Here is a 17,810-nt window from a genome sequence, read left to right as displayed (position 1 = left end):
TCCCGGCAACAAACAGAGTGAGGTCATCTGCGCCACGCGCAGCGGAGAAAGTGTCCTTGCCGAACGTCGCGAAAGAATCCAGCAGATCTGCAACGCGGTGGATGTACGCCGTGTGGGTGGTGGTGATTGGGGGATTCGCGGTTCTGCATGCGATGAACCTGGCGGCGGATTTTCCGAACCATACTCCGTGGCATATTGACTGGGCGAAGTATACGGACGAGGGCTGGTACGGGAACGCGGCGGTGCGGGCCCATCTGTTCGGGCAGTGGTATGTGCCGGGGGACTTCAATCCTGCGCCGGCGGTGCCGGTGTGGCCTTTTCTGGAGTGGGTGCTGTTCTTCTTTACAGGCGTGAATGTAGAGGCGGCGCGGGGGCTGGCGATCGCGTTCTTCTTCGCGAATCTGGTTCTCTGTTATGCGCTGCTTCGTCCGCGCGCGCCGAAGTGGGTGGCCCTGCTGGCGCTGACGCTGCTGGTGACGAGTCCGTTTCTCTATTGCTTTAGCCGGCTGGCGATTCTGGAGCCGATGCTGACGACGCTGATGCTGGCGGTGCTGAACCTGTCGGTGCGGCTGCCGAGGATGCGGCATCCGGTCGCGGTGGCGGCGGGGATCGGCGTGCTGTTCACGCTGATGATGCTGACGAAGACGACGGCGATTTTTCTGCTGCCGGCGATTGGCTGGGCGATGTTTGCGGCGTTCTGGGGCCGGGGCGAGGCTTCGGCGAATTCGAGCCGGTCGAGCTTGCGGGCGTGGTTTCATCAACGTGCGGTGCAATGCGCGGCGAGTGCGGGGATTGCGTTTGCAGTGACCTTTGGCGGGTGGATGGCGCTGGTTACGGCCTGCGGCTATCTGGGCGATTGGAAGTATCTGCTGTTCATCAACAAATATGTGAAGCCGACGGAGTTCTACTGGCCGCTGCTGAGCTTCTGGTGGTCGTTTCACGCGACGATCTGGGTGGATCGGATTTTGATCCCGCTGTCGGGATTGCTGATGGCGGCGGTGCTGGTGGCTGCGGCGGTTTTTCGCAGGCGGGCGGGATGGGCGTCGGAACTGGTGGTGGATCCAGTGTTTGGTGCGTGCGTCCTGGCGGCGGGCGGATACATCCTGTTCATGACGTATCAGAATCATCCGCAGCCACGGTACTTCGCGCTGGTAGCGGTGTTCTGCTTTCTGATCGTGGCGATGACAGCAGGGAAGCTGAGCGAGGAGCCGGGATTCAGGCGCGTGTTCGGGTATGGCGCTGTGGCGCTGGCTGCGACGGCATCGGTGGTGAACGGCGTGTGGACGATCAATTTTGCTTCGCATCCCGAGTACACGTTTGTGAACGCGGCGCGGGCGCTGACGAACTATATCGACCAGCATCCGAATGGCAATCGGCTGCTGGTGTCGATCAGTGGAGATGAGATCACGCTGGTGACTCACGTGCAGTCGCTCTGCGACGACTTCAGCATGCGTACGCCGCAGTTTCCGGACCTTGGGGCGAAGCTGGCGCATTATCAGCCGGGGTGGTGGGCGACGTGGAACGACATCGATCCGGGCACACTCGAGGACCTGCACACGCACTATTCGCTGGAGCAGGTGGCGGAGTTCAAGGCCTTTGACGATCCGGAGCGCAACGTTCTGGTGCTTTTCAAGCTGCATCCGCTGCCGCAGCCGAGGGTGATTGACGGCAACAACCTTCAGCAGCCTCTTCCCGACGACAAGATCGACATCATGGTCGAGTAGGCCCGGCGTGTTTGCTTTTTTGAACACTCCGTCGAACGCCTAGTAGACGACTTGATGCGGGATTGAGTAGACTCCTCCCCGCTGCAGGTGCAGGTGTTTTTCCGATTCCCGCAAAAGGACGGTGTGAGCTTCCCCATGATGCGTTCGCCGTAGAAGCGTGTGACTGCAATCACTCGACAGTCCTGTAGTCGGATGTTAGCCTTCCGGTGACTTCGACCGGGGGCCGCGCGGGCCTGTACTTTTGCAGGAAAACTTCTGAGGCTTGAGAGTTCAATTGCCTTGGAATTTCCGCCAATTTGGAATCGCAAATCTCTCTTGGAGGGTATGTGACAGCTATCGAATCGGTGTACCTGTTTATCAAGCGGCAGAGCAAGGCCATGGCCATGGTGCTGGGCGTTCTGCTGCTTCCAGTCTTCGCGTTCGGGCAAGGGGAACAGTCAGGAGGCGGAGAAGCCAACCTGGTGCTGCCGGATCTGTCGACTGTGAACTTCCTCGGCATGAATGGACATGCGCTTCTGCTCATCGGACTGCTGTTCTGCGTGGGCGGTCTTCTGTTTGGGCTTGCGATTTATGTTCAGCTGAAGAACCTGCCCGTGCATCGCACGATGCGCGATATGTCCGAGCTTATCTATGAGACTTGCAAAACTTATCTCGTAACGCAGGGCAAATTCATTCTGCTGCTGTGGGCCTTTATCGCCGTGGTGATCGCGATGTACTTTGGCTGGCTGGCGCCGGTGGCAGGGAAACCTGTCGCGGTGACGCTGCCGGTGATCCTGGTCTTCAGCCTTATCGGAATAGCGGGCAGCTACGGTGTGGCGTGGTTCGGCATTCGCGTGAACACGTTTGCGAACTCGCGCACGGCTTTTGCGGGTCTGCGCGGGAAGCCGTATCCGTGCTATGCCATTCCGCTGAAGGCGGGCATGAGCATCGGCATGCTGCTGATCTCGGTCGAGCTGCTGATCATGCTGGCCATTTTGCTGTTTATTCCTCGTGATTTTGCAGGGCCGTGCTTTATTGGGTTCGCGATTGGCGAATCGCTCGGTGCAGCGGCGCTGCGAATCGCGGGCGGCATCTTTACCAAGATCGCCGATATCGGATCCGACCTGATGAAGATCGTCTTCAAAATCAAGGAAGACGATGCGCGCAATCCCGGTGTGATTGCAGACTGCACGGGCGACAACGCGGGCGACTCGGTTGGACCGAGCGCTGACGGGTTTGAGACCTACGGCGTGACGGGCGTGGCGCTGATCACGTTTATCCTGCTGGCGGTTCGCGATCCGAAGATCCAGGTGCAACTGCTGGTGTGGATCTTCGTGATGCGCGTGGCGATGCTTCTGTCCAGCTCTGGCGCGTACTTCCTGAACGGCATTATCGCGAAGGCGAAGTATCAGAACGCGGACGAGATGGATTTTGAAAAGCCGCTGACTTCGCTGGTGTGGATCACTTCGATCATTTCGATCGTGTTGACCTACATCGTGTCGTACCTGATGATCCCGAACATCGATGGAGACGGCACGATCTGGTGGAAGCTGGCTTCGATTATCTCTTGCGGAACGCTGGCCGGCGCGCTGATTCCGGAACTGGTGAAGGCATTCACTTCGACGAGCTCGGCGCACGTGCGGGAAGTTGTTACCTCGGCGAAGGAAGGCGGAGCGTCCCTGGGCATTCTGTCGGGATTCGTTGCCGGCAATATGTCCGGCTACTGGCTCGGACTATGCATGGTCGCGCTGATGGGAACGGGATACTACTTCAGCCTGGGCATTCCGGCGATCACCGCATCGAATCCCGGCGGATTGATGCTGGTGCCGGCGGTGTTTGCTTTTGGCCTGGTGGCGTTCGGCTTCCTGGGTATGGGGCCGGTGACGATTGCGGTGGACTCGTACGGCCCGGTGACGGATAACGCGCAGTCGGTGTACGAACTGTCGTTGATCGAGAATGTTCCGAACATTGAAGCCGAGTTGAAGAAGGATTTCGGCTTTACGGTGAATTTCGAAGCTGCAAAACATTGGCTTGAAGCGAACGATGGCGCGGGCAACACGTTCAAGGCAACTGCAAAGCCGGTGCTGATCGGCACGGCGGTGGTGGGCGCGACCACGATGATCTTCTCGATCATCATGGCGCTGACCAACGGACTGCAGGATGTGAATGCCGTGAGCAGGCTGTCGCTCCTGCACGCGCCCTTCATGCTTGGCTTGATTACGGGCGGCGCGATGATCTACTGGTTTACCGGCGCCTCGACGCAGGCTGTCTCGACTGGAGCTTACCGCGCCGTCGAGTTCATCAAGGCCAACATTAAGCTGGAGGGTGTAGAAGCAGCGTCGGTTGCCGACAGCAAGAAGGTGGTCGAGATCTGCACGAAGTACGCGCAGAAGGGCATGTTCAACATCTTCCTGGGCGTATTCTTTGCGACGCTCGCTTTCGCGTTCTATGAGCCGTACTTCTTCATCGGCTACCTGATCTCGATCGCGGTCTTCGGCCTGTATCAAGCGATCTTCATGGCAAACGCAGGCGGCGCGTGGGACAACGCGAAGAAGGTTGTTGAAGTCGACCTGAAGCAGAAGGGCACCCCGCTGCACGATGCAACGGTCGTGGGCGACACGGTGGGCGATCCGTTCAAGGACACGTCATCGGTGGCCATGAATCCGGTGATCAAGTTCACGACGCTGTTCGGATTGCTGGCGGTGGAATTGGCGGTGACACTGAATGCCGGCAACCCAATGCTCGCCCGCGGGCTCGCGATCGTGTTCTTCCTGATCTCGATGTTCTTCGTGCGGAAGTCGTTCTACGGGATGCGTATCGAAGGCGGCAAGTAAGGGAAGCGGCGGGTTGCGCCGGCCAACAAGCTTGGATGTCCTGACCGGCTTCGGCTGACTGAGGACATCCGGGACTACAACTCATCACTGATACTGGTGGACGACCGGTAAGCTGCGGCCCTGCGTGCAATGCGCAGGGCCGTGGTGTTTGATGATCCGGTGGAATCCCATGTCTCCAAAAGAGGGAGACCCTTCGACTTCGCTCAGGGCAGGCTATGGGCACCTGAATACGTGGCGATGCGCGGGGCCTCGGGGGGATCGATGGTAACGGGAATCCCTGGTGCCCAAATGCGAGGCACCAGGGGCTTCCGGATTTCAAGAGTCGGGGGAGAGGTCAGCGATTGAGGGTGACGGTGCCGTGGGTGCCTACGTCGACGGCGCCCCTGGTGGCCGCTGCGGCGAGGTATTTGAGGCTGCGGACGATTTTGCTGTCGCTGGCTTCCCAGTACTCGGCTTCATCAACGTCGACGCGCAGGACGCGGATCTGCGGATCGTCTTCGCCACCGGGGAACCAGGCTTTGTACATGGGGTTCCAGAGCTCGTGGATTTTAGCCTTGTCGCGCGAGACATTGGCACGGCCTTTGATGGTGACGTAGTTCTGGTCCTTGGGGTCGGCGTACATGAGGCCGACATGCTGGTCGGCGGCGATCTCGTCGACTTTGCGCGAGTCGTGCGCGGTAAGGAACCAGAGGGTTCCGTCGAATTCCTTCTTCTGCGTCGCCATGGGGCGGCTGTCGAATGAGCCGTCCTGTGCGGCGGTTGTGAGCATCGCAAACCGTATTTCGGAAATTAGGCTTCCGATCTTCTTCAGCCCTTCGGGGCCAGTGAGTTCTTTTGCTTCCGACATGGTTCCTCCACGTGTCTGGATATGCGGCGGAAACTGGATGCCGTCGCTGCAGATGGTTCAGATGCGGGGAGGAGAGTGGACGCAGGCACATGCGGCTCGGCGCAGGTCAAATTTGAGCGTGGTTTTGATCTGAGCAAAGAGCAGCTGCGGGTTCCCAAGGCCAAGAACAACTGGAGGTTTCTCCGCTCCGCTGCGCTCCGGTCGAAATGACACTTCGTGTTTCAGGGCAGGTTGGCGGCGATTTGCGAGAGGGATTTTCGCTGATGGCCGTCGGCGTCGAAGTTGGTGGGGTCGAGCCAAGCTTCGAAGGCGGTTTTGCGGGCGGGCCATTCGGAATCGAGCATGGAAAACCAGGCTGTGTCGCGGTTTTGGCCCTTGATGATCATGTGCTGGCGGAAGATTCCCTCGAAGGTGAAGCCGTAGCGCAGAGCCGCACGGCGAGAAGGGCCGTTGAGGGCGTTGCACTTCCACTCGTAGCGGCGGTAGCCGAGGTCGTCGAAGATGTGGCGCGCCATCAGGTACATGGCTTCAGTGGCTGCGGTGGTCTTCTGCAGGGATGGCGTCATCAAGATGTTGCCGACCTCGATGACCCCGTTGGCTGGATCCATGCGCATGTAGCTGGCGTAGCCTTCGGCCTTGCCGCTGGCTTTGGGAATGATGGCGAGAAAGGCCGCTGCCGTGCCTGCCTCTTTGGCTTCGATGGCGCGCCTCAGATCCGGCTCGGTTGCGTAGGGACCGTCGCTGAGGTAGTCCCAGACCTCGTCGTGGCCCTGCACCGCGCTCCAGAGGTCAGCGGTGTGCTTCTCAGCGCTCAATGGGAAGAGCTGGACACACCGTCCGGCGAGCGATGCGGGGCGGGGAAGCGCGACGGGTTTCCACCCGGCGAGGGGCTGAGATGACGGCATGAACTCAGGCTATCAGCGATGCAGCTGAGCCGTGCGGCCGTGCCAAGAAAGTAACGTCCGGCTTCTCCACATTTTGCTCGATTTCGCACAGCAAAAATACCTGAAATGCACCCGTTCTGCGCCTTGTACGCACCCCCTCCCCCCTCTAGTCTTGAGTTTCAGAACGATGCTGCCCGGACGACCGCGTCTGCACTGGATTTTAGGCAATTCAGACGGTGGAAGTGCGCTATTGGTGCCCTTTTTGGGGCTTTCCACAGGCTGAATCCCAGTGTTTAGAGGGCGGATGCAGTAAGTAGCAGCCATACACAATATGTTGTGGTTTATGGTTGACAGGCCCTACCGACAGCGCTATTTTTGCATCTGCGACTGTAAAGAGACTTTAATGATGTCCCGCCTGCAGCCGCTCGAGATTAGGACAGAAAGCAGTCAGGAAAAGCCCCCCGCTTTTCGTTTGCTGCAGTATTTACCCCGCCCCAGATTTGGCCGTTAAACGCCTCAGGGACAGGTGTTTTCAAGAAATCGCCAATGGAGAGAAATCGATGAGCGAGGCCCACCTTCAGACATCTACCGACGCAGCCCTGCAGACTCCCAAGAGCCAGGGTGGCTTGACCTTTTCCCGCCGTTTTTCGACTGAAGGGGTGTCCCCCTACGACGAAGTGAAGTGGGAGCGACGTACAGCCCTGATTGCCGACAGCAGGGGCAACACGATCTTCGAGCAGAAGGACGTGGACATTCCTGTCGACTGGTCGATGACCGCGACCAACATTGTGGCCTCCAAGTATCTGCACGGACCGATGGGCTCGCCGGAGCGCGAGAGCGGCGTTCGGCAGCTTGTGTCGCGCGTTGCGGAGACGGTTCGCGACTGGGGTATCGCGGGCGGGTACTTTGCGTCGGACAACGATGCGGCGATTTTCCACGATGAGCTTGCGCACATGCTGCTGACGCAAAAGGTGGCGTTCAACTCGCCGGTGTGGTTCAACGTGGGCTGCGACCGACTGGAGCCGCATGCGGCCGGCGCGAACTGGCATTGGGATCCGGCGACGGGCGGTGTGGTGCATGGAGCGACGGGCTACAAGAATCCGCAGTGCTCGGCCTGCTTCATCAACTCCGTCGACGACTCGATGGAAGGCATCATGGAACTGGCGCGCACGGAGGCGCTGCTGTTCAAGTACGGGTCGGGAACAGGGACCAACTTCAGCTCGCTCCGTTCGAGCCACGAAGGCGTGACAGGCGGCGGAACGGCCAGCGGTCCGCTGAGCTTTATGCGTGGGCTGGATGCGTTCGCCGGCGTGATCAAGAGCGGCGGCAAGACGCGGCGCGCGGCGAAGATGGCGATCCTAAACGCGGAGCACCCGGACATCATCGACTTCATCGAGTGCAAGGCGAAGGAAGAGGCCAAGGCGCACACGCTGATCCGGAATGGCTATGACGGCTCGGGTCCGGACTCGGAGGCGTTCTCGTCGATCTTCTTCCAGAATGCGAACAACTCGGTGCGCGTGACGGATGAATTTATGCGCGCGTATGAGAGCGACGGTGAGTACTGGACGAAGGGCGTGAAGGACCAGAAGCCTGTGCAGCCGTTCAAGGCGCGCGAGATTATGCGGAAGATTGCCGATGCGACGTGGCATTGCGGCGATCCGGGACTGCAGTTCGACACGACGATCAACAAGTGGCACACGTCGAAGAACACGGCGCGGATCAATGCGTCGAATCCTTGCAGCGAGTACATGTTCCTGGACAACTCGGCGTGCAACCTGGCGAGCTTCAACCTGATGAAGTTTGTCTCGTCGAACGGCGTGTTCAACATTCCTGAATATCGGCACGCGATTTCGGTCGTGATTACGGCGATGGAGATTCTTGTCGATAACTCGGGATATCCGACGGAAAAGATTGCGCGGAACTCGCATGACTATCGGCCGCTTGGCCTTGGGTATGCGAACCTGGGCGCGCTGCTGATGTCGTTTGGTATTCCGTACGATTCGGCGACCGGACGCGATCTGGCTGCTGCTCTGACAGCGATCATGTGCGGGCAGGCTTACCTGCAGTCGGCTGTGCTGGCGGCGAATGCGCCATCCCTGGCGTCCGCCACGCCGCTTACCGCGAGTGTGGAGCGGCAGGGCGGAGCTTGCCCTGGGTTCTATGTGAACCGCGAGCCGTTCTTGAACGTGATCCGCATGCATCGCGCGGAGGTGAACAACATTGGCAAGTCGCGTACCAGCGGCGAGCCGTTCATGCTTCCGCAACTCGAGGCGTTGATTGAATCTAGCCGCGAGTGCTGGGATATGGCTCTGGTGTACGGCGAGCGGTATGGCTATCGCAACTCGCAGACCACGGTGCTGGCGCCGACGGGTACGATCGGCTTCATGATGGATTGCGACACGACGGGGATCGAGCCCGATCTTGCGCTGGTGAAGTACAAGAAGCTTGTGGGCGGCGGCATGATCAAGATTGTGAACAACACGGTGCCTGCAGCGCTGTTCAAGCTCGGCTACAACAACGATCAGGTTGACGCGATTGTGAGCTACATCGATGCGACCGGAACAATCGAAGGCGCGCCGGGCATCAAGCCGGAGCATCTGCCGGTGTTCGACTGCTCGTTCAAGCCGGCAAAGGGCACGCGTTCGATTCACTACATGGGCCACATCAAGATGATGTCGGCGACGCAGCCGTTCCTTTCCGGGGCGATTTCGAAGACTGTGAATCTGCCGAACGAGGCGACGGTTGAAGACATCGCGGAAGCCTACGCCGAGAGCTGGCGTCAGGGCATCAAGGCCGTGGCTATCTACCGCGACGGTTCGAAGGGCACGCAGCCGCTGAACACGAGCATCGACACTAAGAAAGAAGCGACGGCACTGGACGTGGCGGGGCAGCGCGTCCTGGCGCAGCTCGCGGCTGGACAGCCTGCGGCCGATGCGGATATCAAGGTGCTCGAATCGAAGCCTACCGAGAAGGTTGAAGTCGCGGCGAAGTCGGTGGTTTCGGCAGCCGGTGTGTTCCAGCGGGCGCTCGATGAGATTGCGAAGGCTGCGAACATTCCACAGTTGACGGCGGCGTTGTCGCCCGAGGCTCAGTCGCAGGATCTGAACGCGCCGCCGCGCGCAGTGCGCCACAGGCTGCAGGAAGAGCGGGCGTCGGTAACGCATAAGTTCTCGATTGCGGGTCACGAGGGGTATATCACTGTAGGTTTGTATCCGACGGGACAGCCGGGCGAGATCTTCATCAAGATGGCGAAGGAGGGTTCGACGGTATCCGGACTGATGGATGCGTTTGCGACCTCGATCTCTTTGGCGCTGCAGCACGGTGTTCCGCTGCGCGTGCTCTGCGAGAAGTTTGCGCACACGCGGTTTGAGCCCTCGGGCTGGACGGGCAACGAGCAGATCGGCTACGCGAAGAGCCTGATGGACTACATCTTCCGCTGGCTCAATCTGCGGTTCCTGTCGGGCGAGCAGCTGACGTTGTTTGCGGGGCTTGCTCCGCAGGCGGCGCCGATTCCAGAGACGCCGACGATTCTGGACAGCGAGCCAGAAGCGGATGAGCACAACCAGCTGTCGAGACTTGCAGAGGAGATGGCGAAGCGCAGCTACTCCGGCATGGGCAGCACGTCGGCGCCGGGCGGCAGCATTGCGCCCGAGGCGACCAGCTCAAGCCAGGTTTCGGGTAGCGCTCCGGCACTGCAGGATCGTGGACTCTTTCACGCGTCGGACGCGATGAGGGGGATGTACGAAATGGGCGATGCGCCAAGCTGCTCTACCTGCGGAGCCATCATGGTGCGCAATGGAAGCTGCTACCGCTGCATGAGCTGCGGGTCGACGAGTGGATGCAGCTAGGAACTAATTGCTACTTTTACGGGAGCAGAGAGAGCTATTCTTTGCTCCTGTTTTCGTCTAAGGGGCATATTGCGAGCTAGAAGTGTTTTTAGTTTTCCTGTCTGTTCCATAACCGACTTAGATCAAGCCGTTTCTCAGGCATAGGGCGCGTTGGGTGGTAATTTACTTCGGCGCGAGTTGGACGGCTTGTCGTATGGCTTCGAGAAGGCTGCGTTCGTCCGCCACTCCGGTTCCCGCGATGTCGAATGCTGTCCCGTGATCGACTGATGTCCTGACCACCGGCAGCCCAATGGTGATGTTGACGCCAGACTCGAGTCCGAGCACTTTCACGGGGCCGTGGCCCTGATCGTGGTACATGGCGATGACCAGATCGAAGTCGCCGCGCTGTGCGCAATAAAAGAGTGTGTCTGCGGGCAAGGGACCCTCTACGTTCCAACCACGGCTCCGACAGGCTTCGATTGCCGGAATGATTTTTTCTTCCTCTTCGCCATGTCCGAAGAGTCCATTCTCGCCGGCATGCGGGTTGATTCCGCAGACACCGATGTGCGGGTTCACGATGCCGGAACGCTCAAGCGCATCGCGCCCGCGAGCGATGGTGCGTTCGACCAAGCCCGGCTCAATGCGGGCGATGGCGTCGATCAAGCCGATGTGCGTCGTCACGTGCAACACCTTCATCTTCGGGGTGGTCAGCATCATGGAGACTTCGGGAGTGCCGGTGAGATGGGCGAGGGCTTCGGTGTGGCCGGGAAATTTGTGGCCTGCCAGGTGGAGAGCTTCCTTGTTCAGAGGAGCAGTGCAGATGGCGGCAACTCGTCCAGCCAAGGCGAGGCGAGCAGCCAACTCAAGGTATCTGTAGGCAGCCTCGCCGGCTTCACGCGAGAGTTTGCCCCAGGGAAGGTTCTGCGGGATCAGTTCAAGATCGATGCAATTCACCGTGCCGGAGGTGAAGCTTACGTGCTCCAAATCAGACTCCGAGATGCTTTCAACCTTCAGTCGTGTGCCGACGATCGAACCGGCCGTGCGCAGGCGACCGGCATCGCCGATGACCAAGGGATGACACAGCTTGTGCACCTCGGGGGAAGCAAGGCTCTTCATGATGATTTCAGGGCCGACACCAGCGGCGTCGCCCATCGTGACTGCAATGATTGGTAGTTGCATACTAGATCTCGCGAAGCTTCAACGGGCTCTTCTCTGAAGTCTGTGGTGGCACGCGTTTGAGTTTAGCCAAGAACTCGTGGGACCGCACGAGGGTTTGCGGTGAGCCGAATGCGCCTGCCTTCGTGATTACGGGCAGAGGACGCAGCCAACGGTCGGCAACTGAAAATGCCAATCCCGGCTCAACCTCGCCCAACAGACGCAGTCGATCAATTCCGAATTCATTGAGGACGGCTCTCGCTGTTGCTCCACCCGTTGCAACTACTCCACCCAGGAACTGTGCGCATGTGGAAGCTACCTGCGAGAGAGCCTCCTGAATGAACCGTTCTTTATAGCTCGGGATTCGGTCGACGCCGTTCAGAGTCAGCAGAACATCTCTGCCGGACTCGAGCTTTTGCATGACCTCAGTTCGTATGCTCGAGAATCCCTGCATGCTTGTGGGATCTGCACATACGGTTGCAACTTCCGAATCCTCCCGGAGAAGTCGTACCTGCTCTCGCGAGATAGACGAAGTTGTGCCGACCACGAACAGAGTAGGTCCGTCAGCGAAGTTCCATTCGCAGGGGCCTGGCTTCGGCGTCATGCCGATTGCGCGTGGAAGCTGGCAGGCGAGGCCGGCGGACCCAACCAATGCGGTGATTGCGGGAACCTCTAGTGATGCCTCTGCAATTGCACAAAGATCGGAATCGGTTTCCGCGTCGCAGACGACAACGTCGGATTTTTCTGCGGATCGGTGAATCGCTTCGTGAAGACTGGTGGGGCTCGATCGAACTGTGTCTATATCGATGAGTTCAGATGACAGATGGGCATGGGCAAGGAGGTGAGAGATATTGGATTGGGGTGTGCCGGCCTCGGCTTGCCATATATCGGTTTCTTCCAGAGGCACTCCGCGCACGAGGAGGCGCCCGTAAACCATGGTGCGGCCGAGGGCTGGGGCTGCTGGAGCCATAAGGATCGATATTGTCGAACTTCCATGATTGGAAGAGCGTCGTGCGCTGAGCAGAGCAGTCAATTCTGCAGCGACGTTGCCTCGCAATGTCGAATCGATCTTTTTGTAGAGGACGTATCCGGGGCCGCCGGCAAAACGCGCATCCCATCGACGAACTAACTGGGACGTCACCTCGGAAGCCTGTTCGACCGGAAGGCATCGGGTGTTCGCGTCGATGGAGAGAATGTCCGCGTCCGAGCAGCCTTCCTCGCATCTCTGGTCGTCCAGAGGATGCATCAGGATCACGGCCTTATAACCGAGTGCGGCGGACGAGGCCGCGCAGTCAGCCGCGCCGGTCAGATCGTCGGCAATGATCACCATACCGGGCAAAGTCAGACTCCACCATTCACTGCCTTGAGGATATCCGCGAAGACCACCAGGCTGTAAGGAAGGGAGCAGCAATCGCAGTGACAACTACACTGCACGCTACGAGAACGGTAGCGGGAGCGGCGGCTGCAGCATACTTGGGGTTTGCCGCAGCAACCAGGGCGGGAACAGCGGCCGCGTTGCCCGCGGTGGTTGAAGCGGCTATACCAGCGGTCCCGTTGCCGCCGATCAGCCGGTCTGCGCATGCGAGGAAGAGGGCGGAGAGGACAAGCACCGAGATCCCGAGAGCCAGCCCGGACAGCCCTGCCTTCCAGACGAGTTTCAGATTGAGAGTAGCTCCGAGCGCGAACGCGAAGAAGGGAATCAGCACAGGCGCAGCTCTGCCGAGGAATTCGCGAAGATCGGGATCGAGGTTTCCGAGGAGCATACCAATTGCGAGTGGTAAAACTGCACCGACCAGCGCCTGCCAGGGGAAAGCAGACAGGCCCGCGACGCCGAGCGTGACCATCGTAAGGAAGGGGCCTGATTCGAGGGACATGACTGAATACGCGGCGGCATCTTGGGGACGGCCAAATTGATTCATCAAGGCCATGTACAACCCACCATTGGTGTCGTTGATCGCGGCAACTACAGCAAGGGTTGAAAAGCCAGTGAACCACCCAGTCGCTACCGGCTCAATGCCTAGCCAATGCCCAATAAGGATTCCGGAAGCGATGCCGAGAAGCACCTTCGTTCCGAGGAGCACTCCACCTTTTTTCAAAACGCCGGGAAGGGATCGAATAGAAACAGTGGCACCAATGCAGACGTAAAAGACTGCGAGGATGGGCAGCGATCCGGTAAAGAGGGCCCCAGTGAAAGAGCCGAACAGCCTGGGTGTATTTGGCGCGATTGTAGAAACGATAGCGCCCACTGCAAGGGGCAGCGTCATCATGCCGCCGGGCACACGTTCTACGAAGCGCTTGATTGGGATGGACGTTAGCGCCGGCTTGGCTTCAGCGGTGCGAGAGGGATGCAATGCACGGTGAGTTTAGCATGCGGATTAAGAGTGGTTGCCGGCACTGCGTGCTTTGGCGACAGAATTTGGAGATCAGTGCAATTGCGGTTCGGTATATTCGAAGCGAATATGTACCCGACCGACGATGATCTCATCGTTATCAAGCAGGAGAACGCCTTTGCTGGCGCCCTTAGGCACGGTAATCAGTGATCCGTCTCTGAACAGGGTTGTACCCTGAGCGCTGCCGTCGTCAAAGAGACGAAAGCGCAAGGCTTCGGCGTCGAATTCGATGTGGGCGTGCGAACGCGAGACTGTGGCGTTTACTCCGGAAGCTTCGTCTTTGAGTGCCACATGATTTCGGCGAATCGGACGGAGGTGGCTGTCCAGAACCTCTGACAGACGGCCGATGTTGATGCGCTGTTGCGAAAACAGATATTCACTCTGGTCGGCGATGCCGGTCAAAAGTGTCAACCGGATTTGGAGTGGCTGGGCTGATACCTCTTTGAGTTGCGTGTTGCTGTAGGTGACGTCGAAGCCATGCGCTTTCACGTCGGGGGGAAGATCGTCGACGAGTTCGATTTGGATTTTGAGATTGGCAGGGTACTCGATGGAGGCATCCTCGAAGTAGCCTTTGATATCGCGTTCGAGAGACGCTCCGTCGACGAAGACCTTTTCGTATGAGCGTCGGCGGTCTGCTTCGGCAAGTATCTGGACCTGGATATTGGAGTAGCTGAAGCCACGTTTTCCGCGAGGCAGGGAATCGACACGGGATCCGATTTCTTCCAGAATCGCTCGATGGACCTCGATGATTTCGCGGCGCTGTTCGGGCGAAGAGGACCGGAGCAGCGCGCGGAGCGCCCGGTCGATTCGCTGTTCGATTTGCTGCAGACGACTCATTGTTGCCTCTCGAAGTATCCCATGGATTTTGCTTCTTTCATCAGCTCTGCGGCCAGCGGGGCTGCTGCCGTGCCGCCATATTGGCCGTTCTCAACGAGCACTGCGAATGCGAGCTTGCGCGCTCCGCCGTACGGAGCGAACCCGATGAACCACGCGTGCGAAGCGGCATGCTCGAGCTCGGCGGTTCCGGTCTTGCCGGCAATGGGGAGGTCGGCGAGTTGCGCGCCGCGACCGGTTCCGGAGGTTACAGCGTCGCGCATGTAATCTCCGATGAGAGTGGCTGGTTGGGGGCCGAGTATCGCCTGGGGCGGCTGCAGACGCGGATTATTCGCGTCGGTGATCCAACGGCCGTAAGGCATCGATCCTTTTTGTGCGATGGTGGCAGCAACGCGCGCCATCTGGAAGGGGCTGGCGACCACCTGGCCCTGTCCATAGGAGGCTTGCGGGAGTTCTTGACGGAGGGTCTGGGCATTTGAAGGGTTCGCAACCGAGATGCCGAGATGGTTTGCCGTATCGAATAGCGCTTCCGCGCCGACCACATAGGTTCCGAGCTGAGCGAAGTAGGCGTTGCAGGAGACGACGAGACCAGTGCGCATCGCGATGTCTCCATGCGGCTCGGTGTCTTTGATGTCGTCGTGAATCGGGCGCCTGAGGCCTCGAATGAAATTGCCAGTGCGTCCGTCGGGGAGGCGCTTACATTCGAATCGGCTTTCGGCGCTGGACGGGTCTTTGCGTAGAGCTGCGATCGACGTGACGATCTTGAAGGAAGAGCCGGGGGGATAGAGCCCATAGCGCGCGCGATCGAGCAGCGAATCGTCGGAAGATGCGGGGTTGAGCGCAGCAGGAGAAGCGCTAGGCCAGGGGTAGCTTACGGAGGCCAGCAGGTCTCCGGTTGCGGGGTCCATGATGACGACCGCGCCGCGTGTTTTCCCGAGCTTGCTGAGTTGGGCTTGCAACAGCTCTGACGCGCGGACCTGCAGTCGGGCGTCGATGGACATATGCAGGTTTCGGTCGCGGTCCAGCACCTTTTTCACCTGAGGTGAATTTGGCTGCCATCGATGGCGCAGCAGGGGCAGGAGTTCGCGATAGTCATAGCGGATGCCGTAAGTCTTCGTGGCGGCGTGGCGATCTGATGTTTCGACGACGGTCGCGCGATCGTCAAAGCCCTGGAGCGCGGTGCTGAAATCGCGCTCTGCAAGAGAGCTGTTTGTTGCCGACCAGTTTGCGTGAGTTCGCAAATCGCCGAGCAGGTGGAATGCAAGAGGCCCAAGCGGATAGAAGCGTGTTGTTCCTGGGTCTGGGGCCGCTGCAATGGTCACGCCCATGCTGGCGTATGCCTCACGGCTTCTTGAAAGCTCGTTCCAGTCGCTGGTGGCGAGCGGGAGCCCGTTGCGGTCGTAGATGGTGCCTCGTGGAATGGAGTGTGCGATGGAAAGGAGGCGGGGATTGTATTCGTAGCGGCGCTGACCGTCGGCTTGCAGAGCCAGGGCTCCTGCGCCGGCGGTGGCGTCTGCGCGAACGACTTGCAAGTATGCGGCTTTTACGAGCAGGACTGCACCGATGGCCGCGAGGATATAGGCGAGGCCGCGCGTACTCGCACGGAAGGGCTGAGTTGTGGCTTCACCGGTCGAGCCGTTGGATGCGAGGGAGAAGAGAATTCCGACGATGGCGAAATTCGTGATCAGCGCGGTGCGGCCATAGCTGAGGAAGGGCACGACAACGCCTGAAAGCGGAATGAGGTCCAGAACTCCGCCGGCGATAAGGGCAACCTGGAGCGCGAGTGCAAGGGACAGGCCAAGAGCGAGGAAGAAGTTGTAGTCGGATCGTGAGCGAAGGGCCGTACGGATGCCGAACCAGACCAGACCGCTGTAGATGGCCAGCACACAGAGCACGCCGACGAAGCCCCATTCTTCGCCGAGGGCGGCAAGGATCAGGTCGGTGTGAGCTGCGGGCATGAGTTGGGGATCTCCCAGCCCGAGTCCGGATCCGAAGGTCCCACCGCTTGCAAAGGCCCAGAGGGCGTGGGCCACCTGCTCGCCACCGCGCACGGAGTTGTCCCAAGGCGAGAGCCACATGGAGATGCGTCCGGCAACGTTCTTTGGGAATCCGAGATAGTAGCCCGATGCAAACCCGGCGAGAATCACGGCGAAGCCGCCCAGCGCGAACAGGGAACGGTTACGCGCGACAGCGTACATGGCGAGGAAGAGGCAGGCGATGAGCAGCGCCGGTCCGAGGTCTTTCTGAAGGAAGAAGAAGCCCAGCGAGACGACAACTCCGGCGAATACCGGCAGGAAGTACTCGCGCCTCGGCACCTCGATCCAGCGTGAAAGTTTGGAGGATCGAGCGCCTTGTTCGCGCAGGGTGCGAAGGAACTCCCAGCGTTCTGCGAAATATCCGGCGAGGAAGAAGACGATCAGGATTCGGATGACTTCGGCAGGTTGGAATCCGAATAGATTCACCTTCGCATCGCTACCGGCGGGTCCGGAACCAAACAGGATGAGTGCAGCGGAGAGCACGAATGCTGCGAGCAGGAACACATAGCTCAGCTTCCCTGCAAGACGGCGAAAATCCAATGTGGCCGCTGCCGCAAGCACCACGCAGCCGACGGCGGCTCCTTCGGCGAAGTTTACGAAGGCGAGCGTGTCTCGCAGGGGGTCGCGCAACGTGACCATCAGCGTCATGCCGATTCCAGTCAGCAGTTGCACGGCGGGCAGCAGGTATTGCGGGCCTTCGATACGTCGCAGGGTCCAATAGAGGTGCACGCCGAAGAAGCAACAAAGAAACAGGACGCTCCATAGAACGAGTTGCCTTGTGAAGAGGCCGGCTTCGCGGACAGCGAACAACGGCTTGAGACGGGCTACATCGGCCGATGTGAGTAGCGCGATGGTGGTGGCGTCGGGGTGAGTGGAGAGGGTCAATCGGGCTCGCGCCTGCAACTCGGTGAGGCCGCGGGTTGAGAGAACCTCGCTGATTGGCACACGAAGCTGGCCGATCTCTCCAACATGGGAGATTCCTTCGCCGTTCGCGGGGAGGTGTTGGAAAACCTTGCCAGCGATATATTGGCGCTCGGCCGCAGAAGAATTCGCCGGGAGGTAGGGAAGCAATTGCTCGCGCCTGTCGACGGTTGAAAGGTTCAGAGGTGCGGGTTGAACATCACTCACGCGCGATAGCCGCGCACGGGCCGTAAGAGCTAATGCGGACAGGATGACGATTGAAGTTACGATGAGCAGCAGGCGCTCTACGCCTCTGCCTTCCTGCCGCCCAGACGTGAAGTGATCCCGTTTCTCTGTTCGATCTGCAACCGTTCTGCGAGTGATGACCATTGGTTCCTTG

At 59.5% G+C, this 17,810-nt stretch carries 10 protein-coding genes; 3 read left to right on the top strand and 7 right to left on the bottom strand.

Annotation, left to right across the window (positions count from 1 at the left end):
• Positions 1-56 precede the first annotated feature (56 nt).
• Both DHV10_RS22855 and DHV10_RS22850 read left to right on the top strand, forming a co-directional pair.
• The gene (locus tag DHV10_RS22855; RefSeq protein ID WP_109488744.1) at positions 57-1,724 is read left to right on the top strand and encodes an ArnT family glycosyltransferase; all 1,668 of its coding nucleotides are present in this window, start codon (positions 57-59) and stop codon (positions 1,722-1,724) included.
• A gap of 326 nt (positions 1,725-2,050) precedes the next feature.
• The gene (locus DHV10_RS22850) at positions 2,051-4,537 is read left to right on the top strand and encodes a sodium-translocating pyrophosphatase (protein ID WP_239461994.1); all 2,487 of its coding nucleotides are present in this window, start codon (positions 2,051-2,053) and stop codon (positions 4,535-4,537) included.
• Positions 4,538-4,871: 334 nt separating this feature from the next.
• Here DHV10_RS22850 and DHV10_RS22845 read toward each other — a convergent pair whose 3' ends face one another.
• Positions 4,872-5,384, bottom strand: coding sequence for a pyridoxamine 5'-phosphate oxidase family protein (locus DHV10_RS22845; protein WP_109488743.1), 513 nt, complete (start codon positions 5,382-5,384; stop codon positions 4,872-4,874).
• A 221-nt stretch (positions 5,385-5,605) separates the two neighbouring features.
• Entirely contained in the window at positions 5,606-6,289 is a 684-nt protein-coding gene (locus tag DHV10_RS22840; protein ID WP_109488742.1) for a GNAT family N-acetyltransferase, read from the bottom strand.
• 539 nt (positions 6,290-6,828) lie between these two features.
• Here DHV10_RS22840 and DHV10_RS22835 point away from each other — a divergent pair.
• Positions 6,829-10,116 carry a vitamin B12-dependent ribonucleotide reductase gene (locus tag DHV10_RS22835; protein WP_109488741.1) on the top strand — a complete coding sequence of 1,096 codons (3,288 nt, stop codon included), beginning with the start codon at positions 6,829-6,831 and terminating at the stop codon, positions 10,114-10,116.
• 162 nt (positions 10,117-10,278) lie between these two features.
• Here DHV10_RS22835 and pdxA read toward each other — a convergent pair whose 3' ends face one another.
• The 5 genes from pdxA to DHV10_RS22810 all read right to left on the bottom strand — a co-directional run bounded on the left by pdxA (position 10,279) and on the right by DHV10_RS22810 (position 17,800).
• Complete coding sequence (gene pdxA / locus DHV10_RS22830; RefSeq protein WP_109488740.1) at positions 10,279-11,274, bottom strand: 4-hydroxythreonine-4-phosphate dehydrogenase PdxA; 996 nt, start codon at positions 11,272-11,274, stop codon at positions 10,279-10,281.
• Between the two features lies 1 nt (position 11,275).
• Positions 11,276-12,580: a four-carbon acid sugar kinase family protein gene (locus tag DHV10_RS22825; RefSeq protein ID WP_109488739.1), complete on the bottom strand. Its 1,305-nt coding sequence runs from the start codon at positions 12,578-12,580 to the stop codon at positions 11,276-11,278.
• A gap of 25 nt (positions 12,581-12,605) precedes the next feature.
• Positions 12,606-13,601, bottom strand: a complete 996-nt coding sequence (locus DHV10_RS22820; RefSeq protein ID WP_239461993.1) for a 2-keto-3-deoxygluconate permease — start codon at positions 13,599-13,601, stop codon at positions 12,606-12,608.
• A gap of 72 nt (positions 13,602-13,673) precedes the next feature.
• Positions 13,674-14,477 carry an FHA domain-containing protein gene (locus tag DHV10_RS22815; RefSeq protein WP_109488738.1) on the bottom strand — a complete coding sequence of 268 codons (804 nt, stop codon included), beginning with the start codon at positions 14,475-14,477 and terminating at the stop codon, positions 13,674-13,676.
• Positions 14,474-17,800 (bottom strand): FtsW/RodA/SpoVE family cell cycle protein, encoded by a 3,327-nt coding sequence (locus DHV10_RS22810; RefSeq protein ID WP_109488737.1) that lies wholly within the window; start codon positions 17,798-17,800, stop codon positions 14,474-14,476. The genes DHV10_RS22815 and DHV10_RS22810 overlap by 4 nt, the downstream gene beginning before the upstream one ends.
• Between the last annotated feature and the right edge of the window lie 10 nt (positions 17,801-17,810).

Origin of the sequence: Occallatibacter savannae, assembly GCF_003131205.1 — a bacterium.
Lineage (GTDB): Bacteria > Acidobacteriota > Terriglobia > Terriglobales > Acidobacteriaceae > Telmatobacter > Telmatobacter savannae.
The sequence above is the reverse complement of the archived record's forward strand: the minus strand, read 5'-3'. Positions and strand labels throughout refer to the sequence as shown.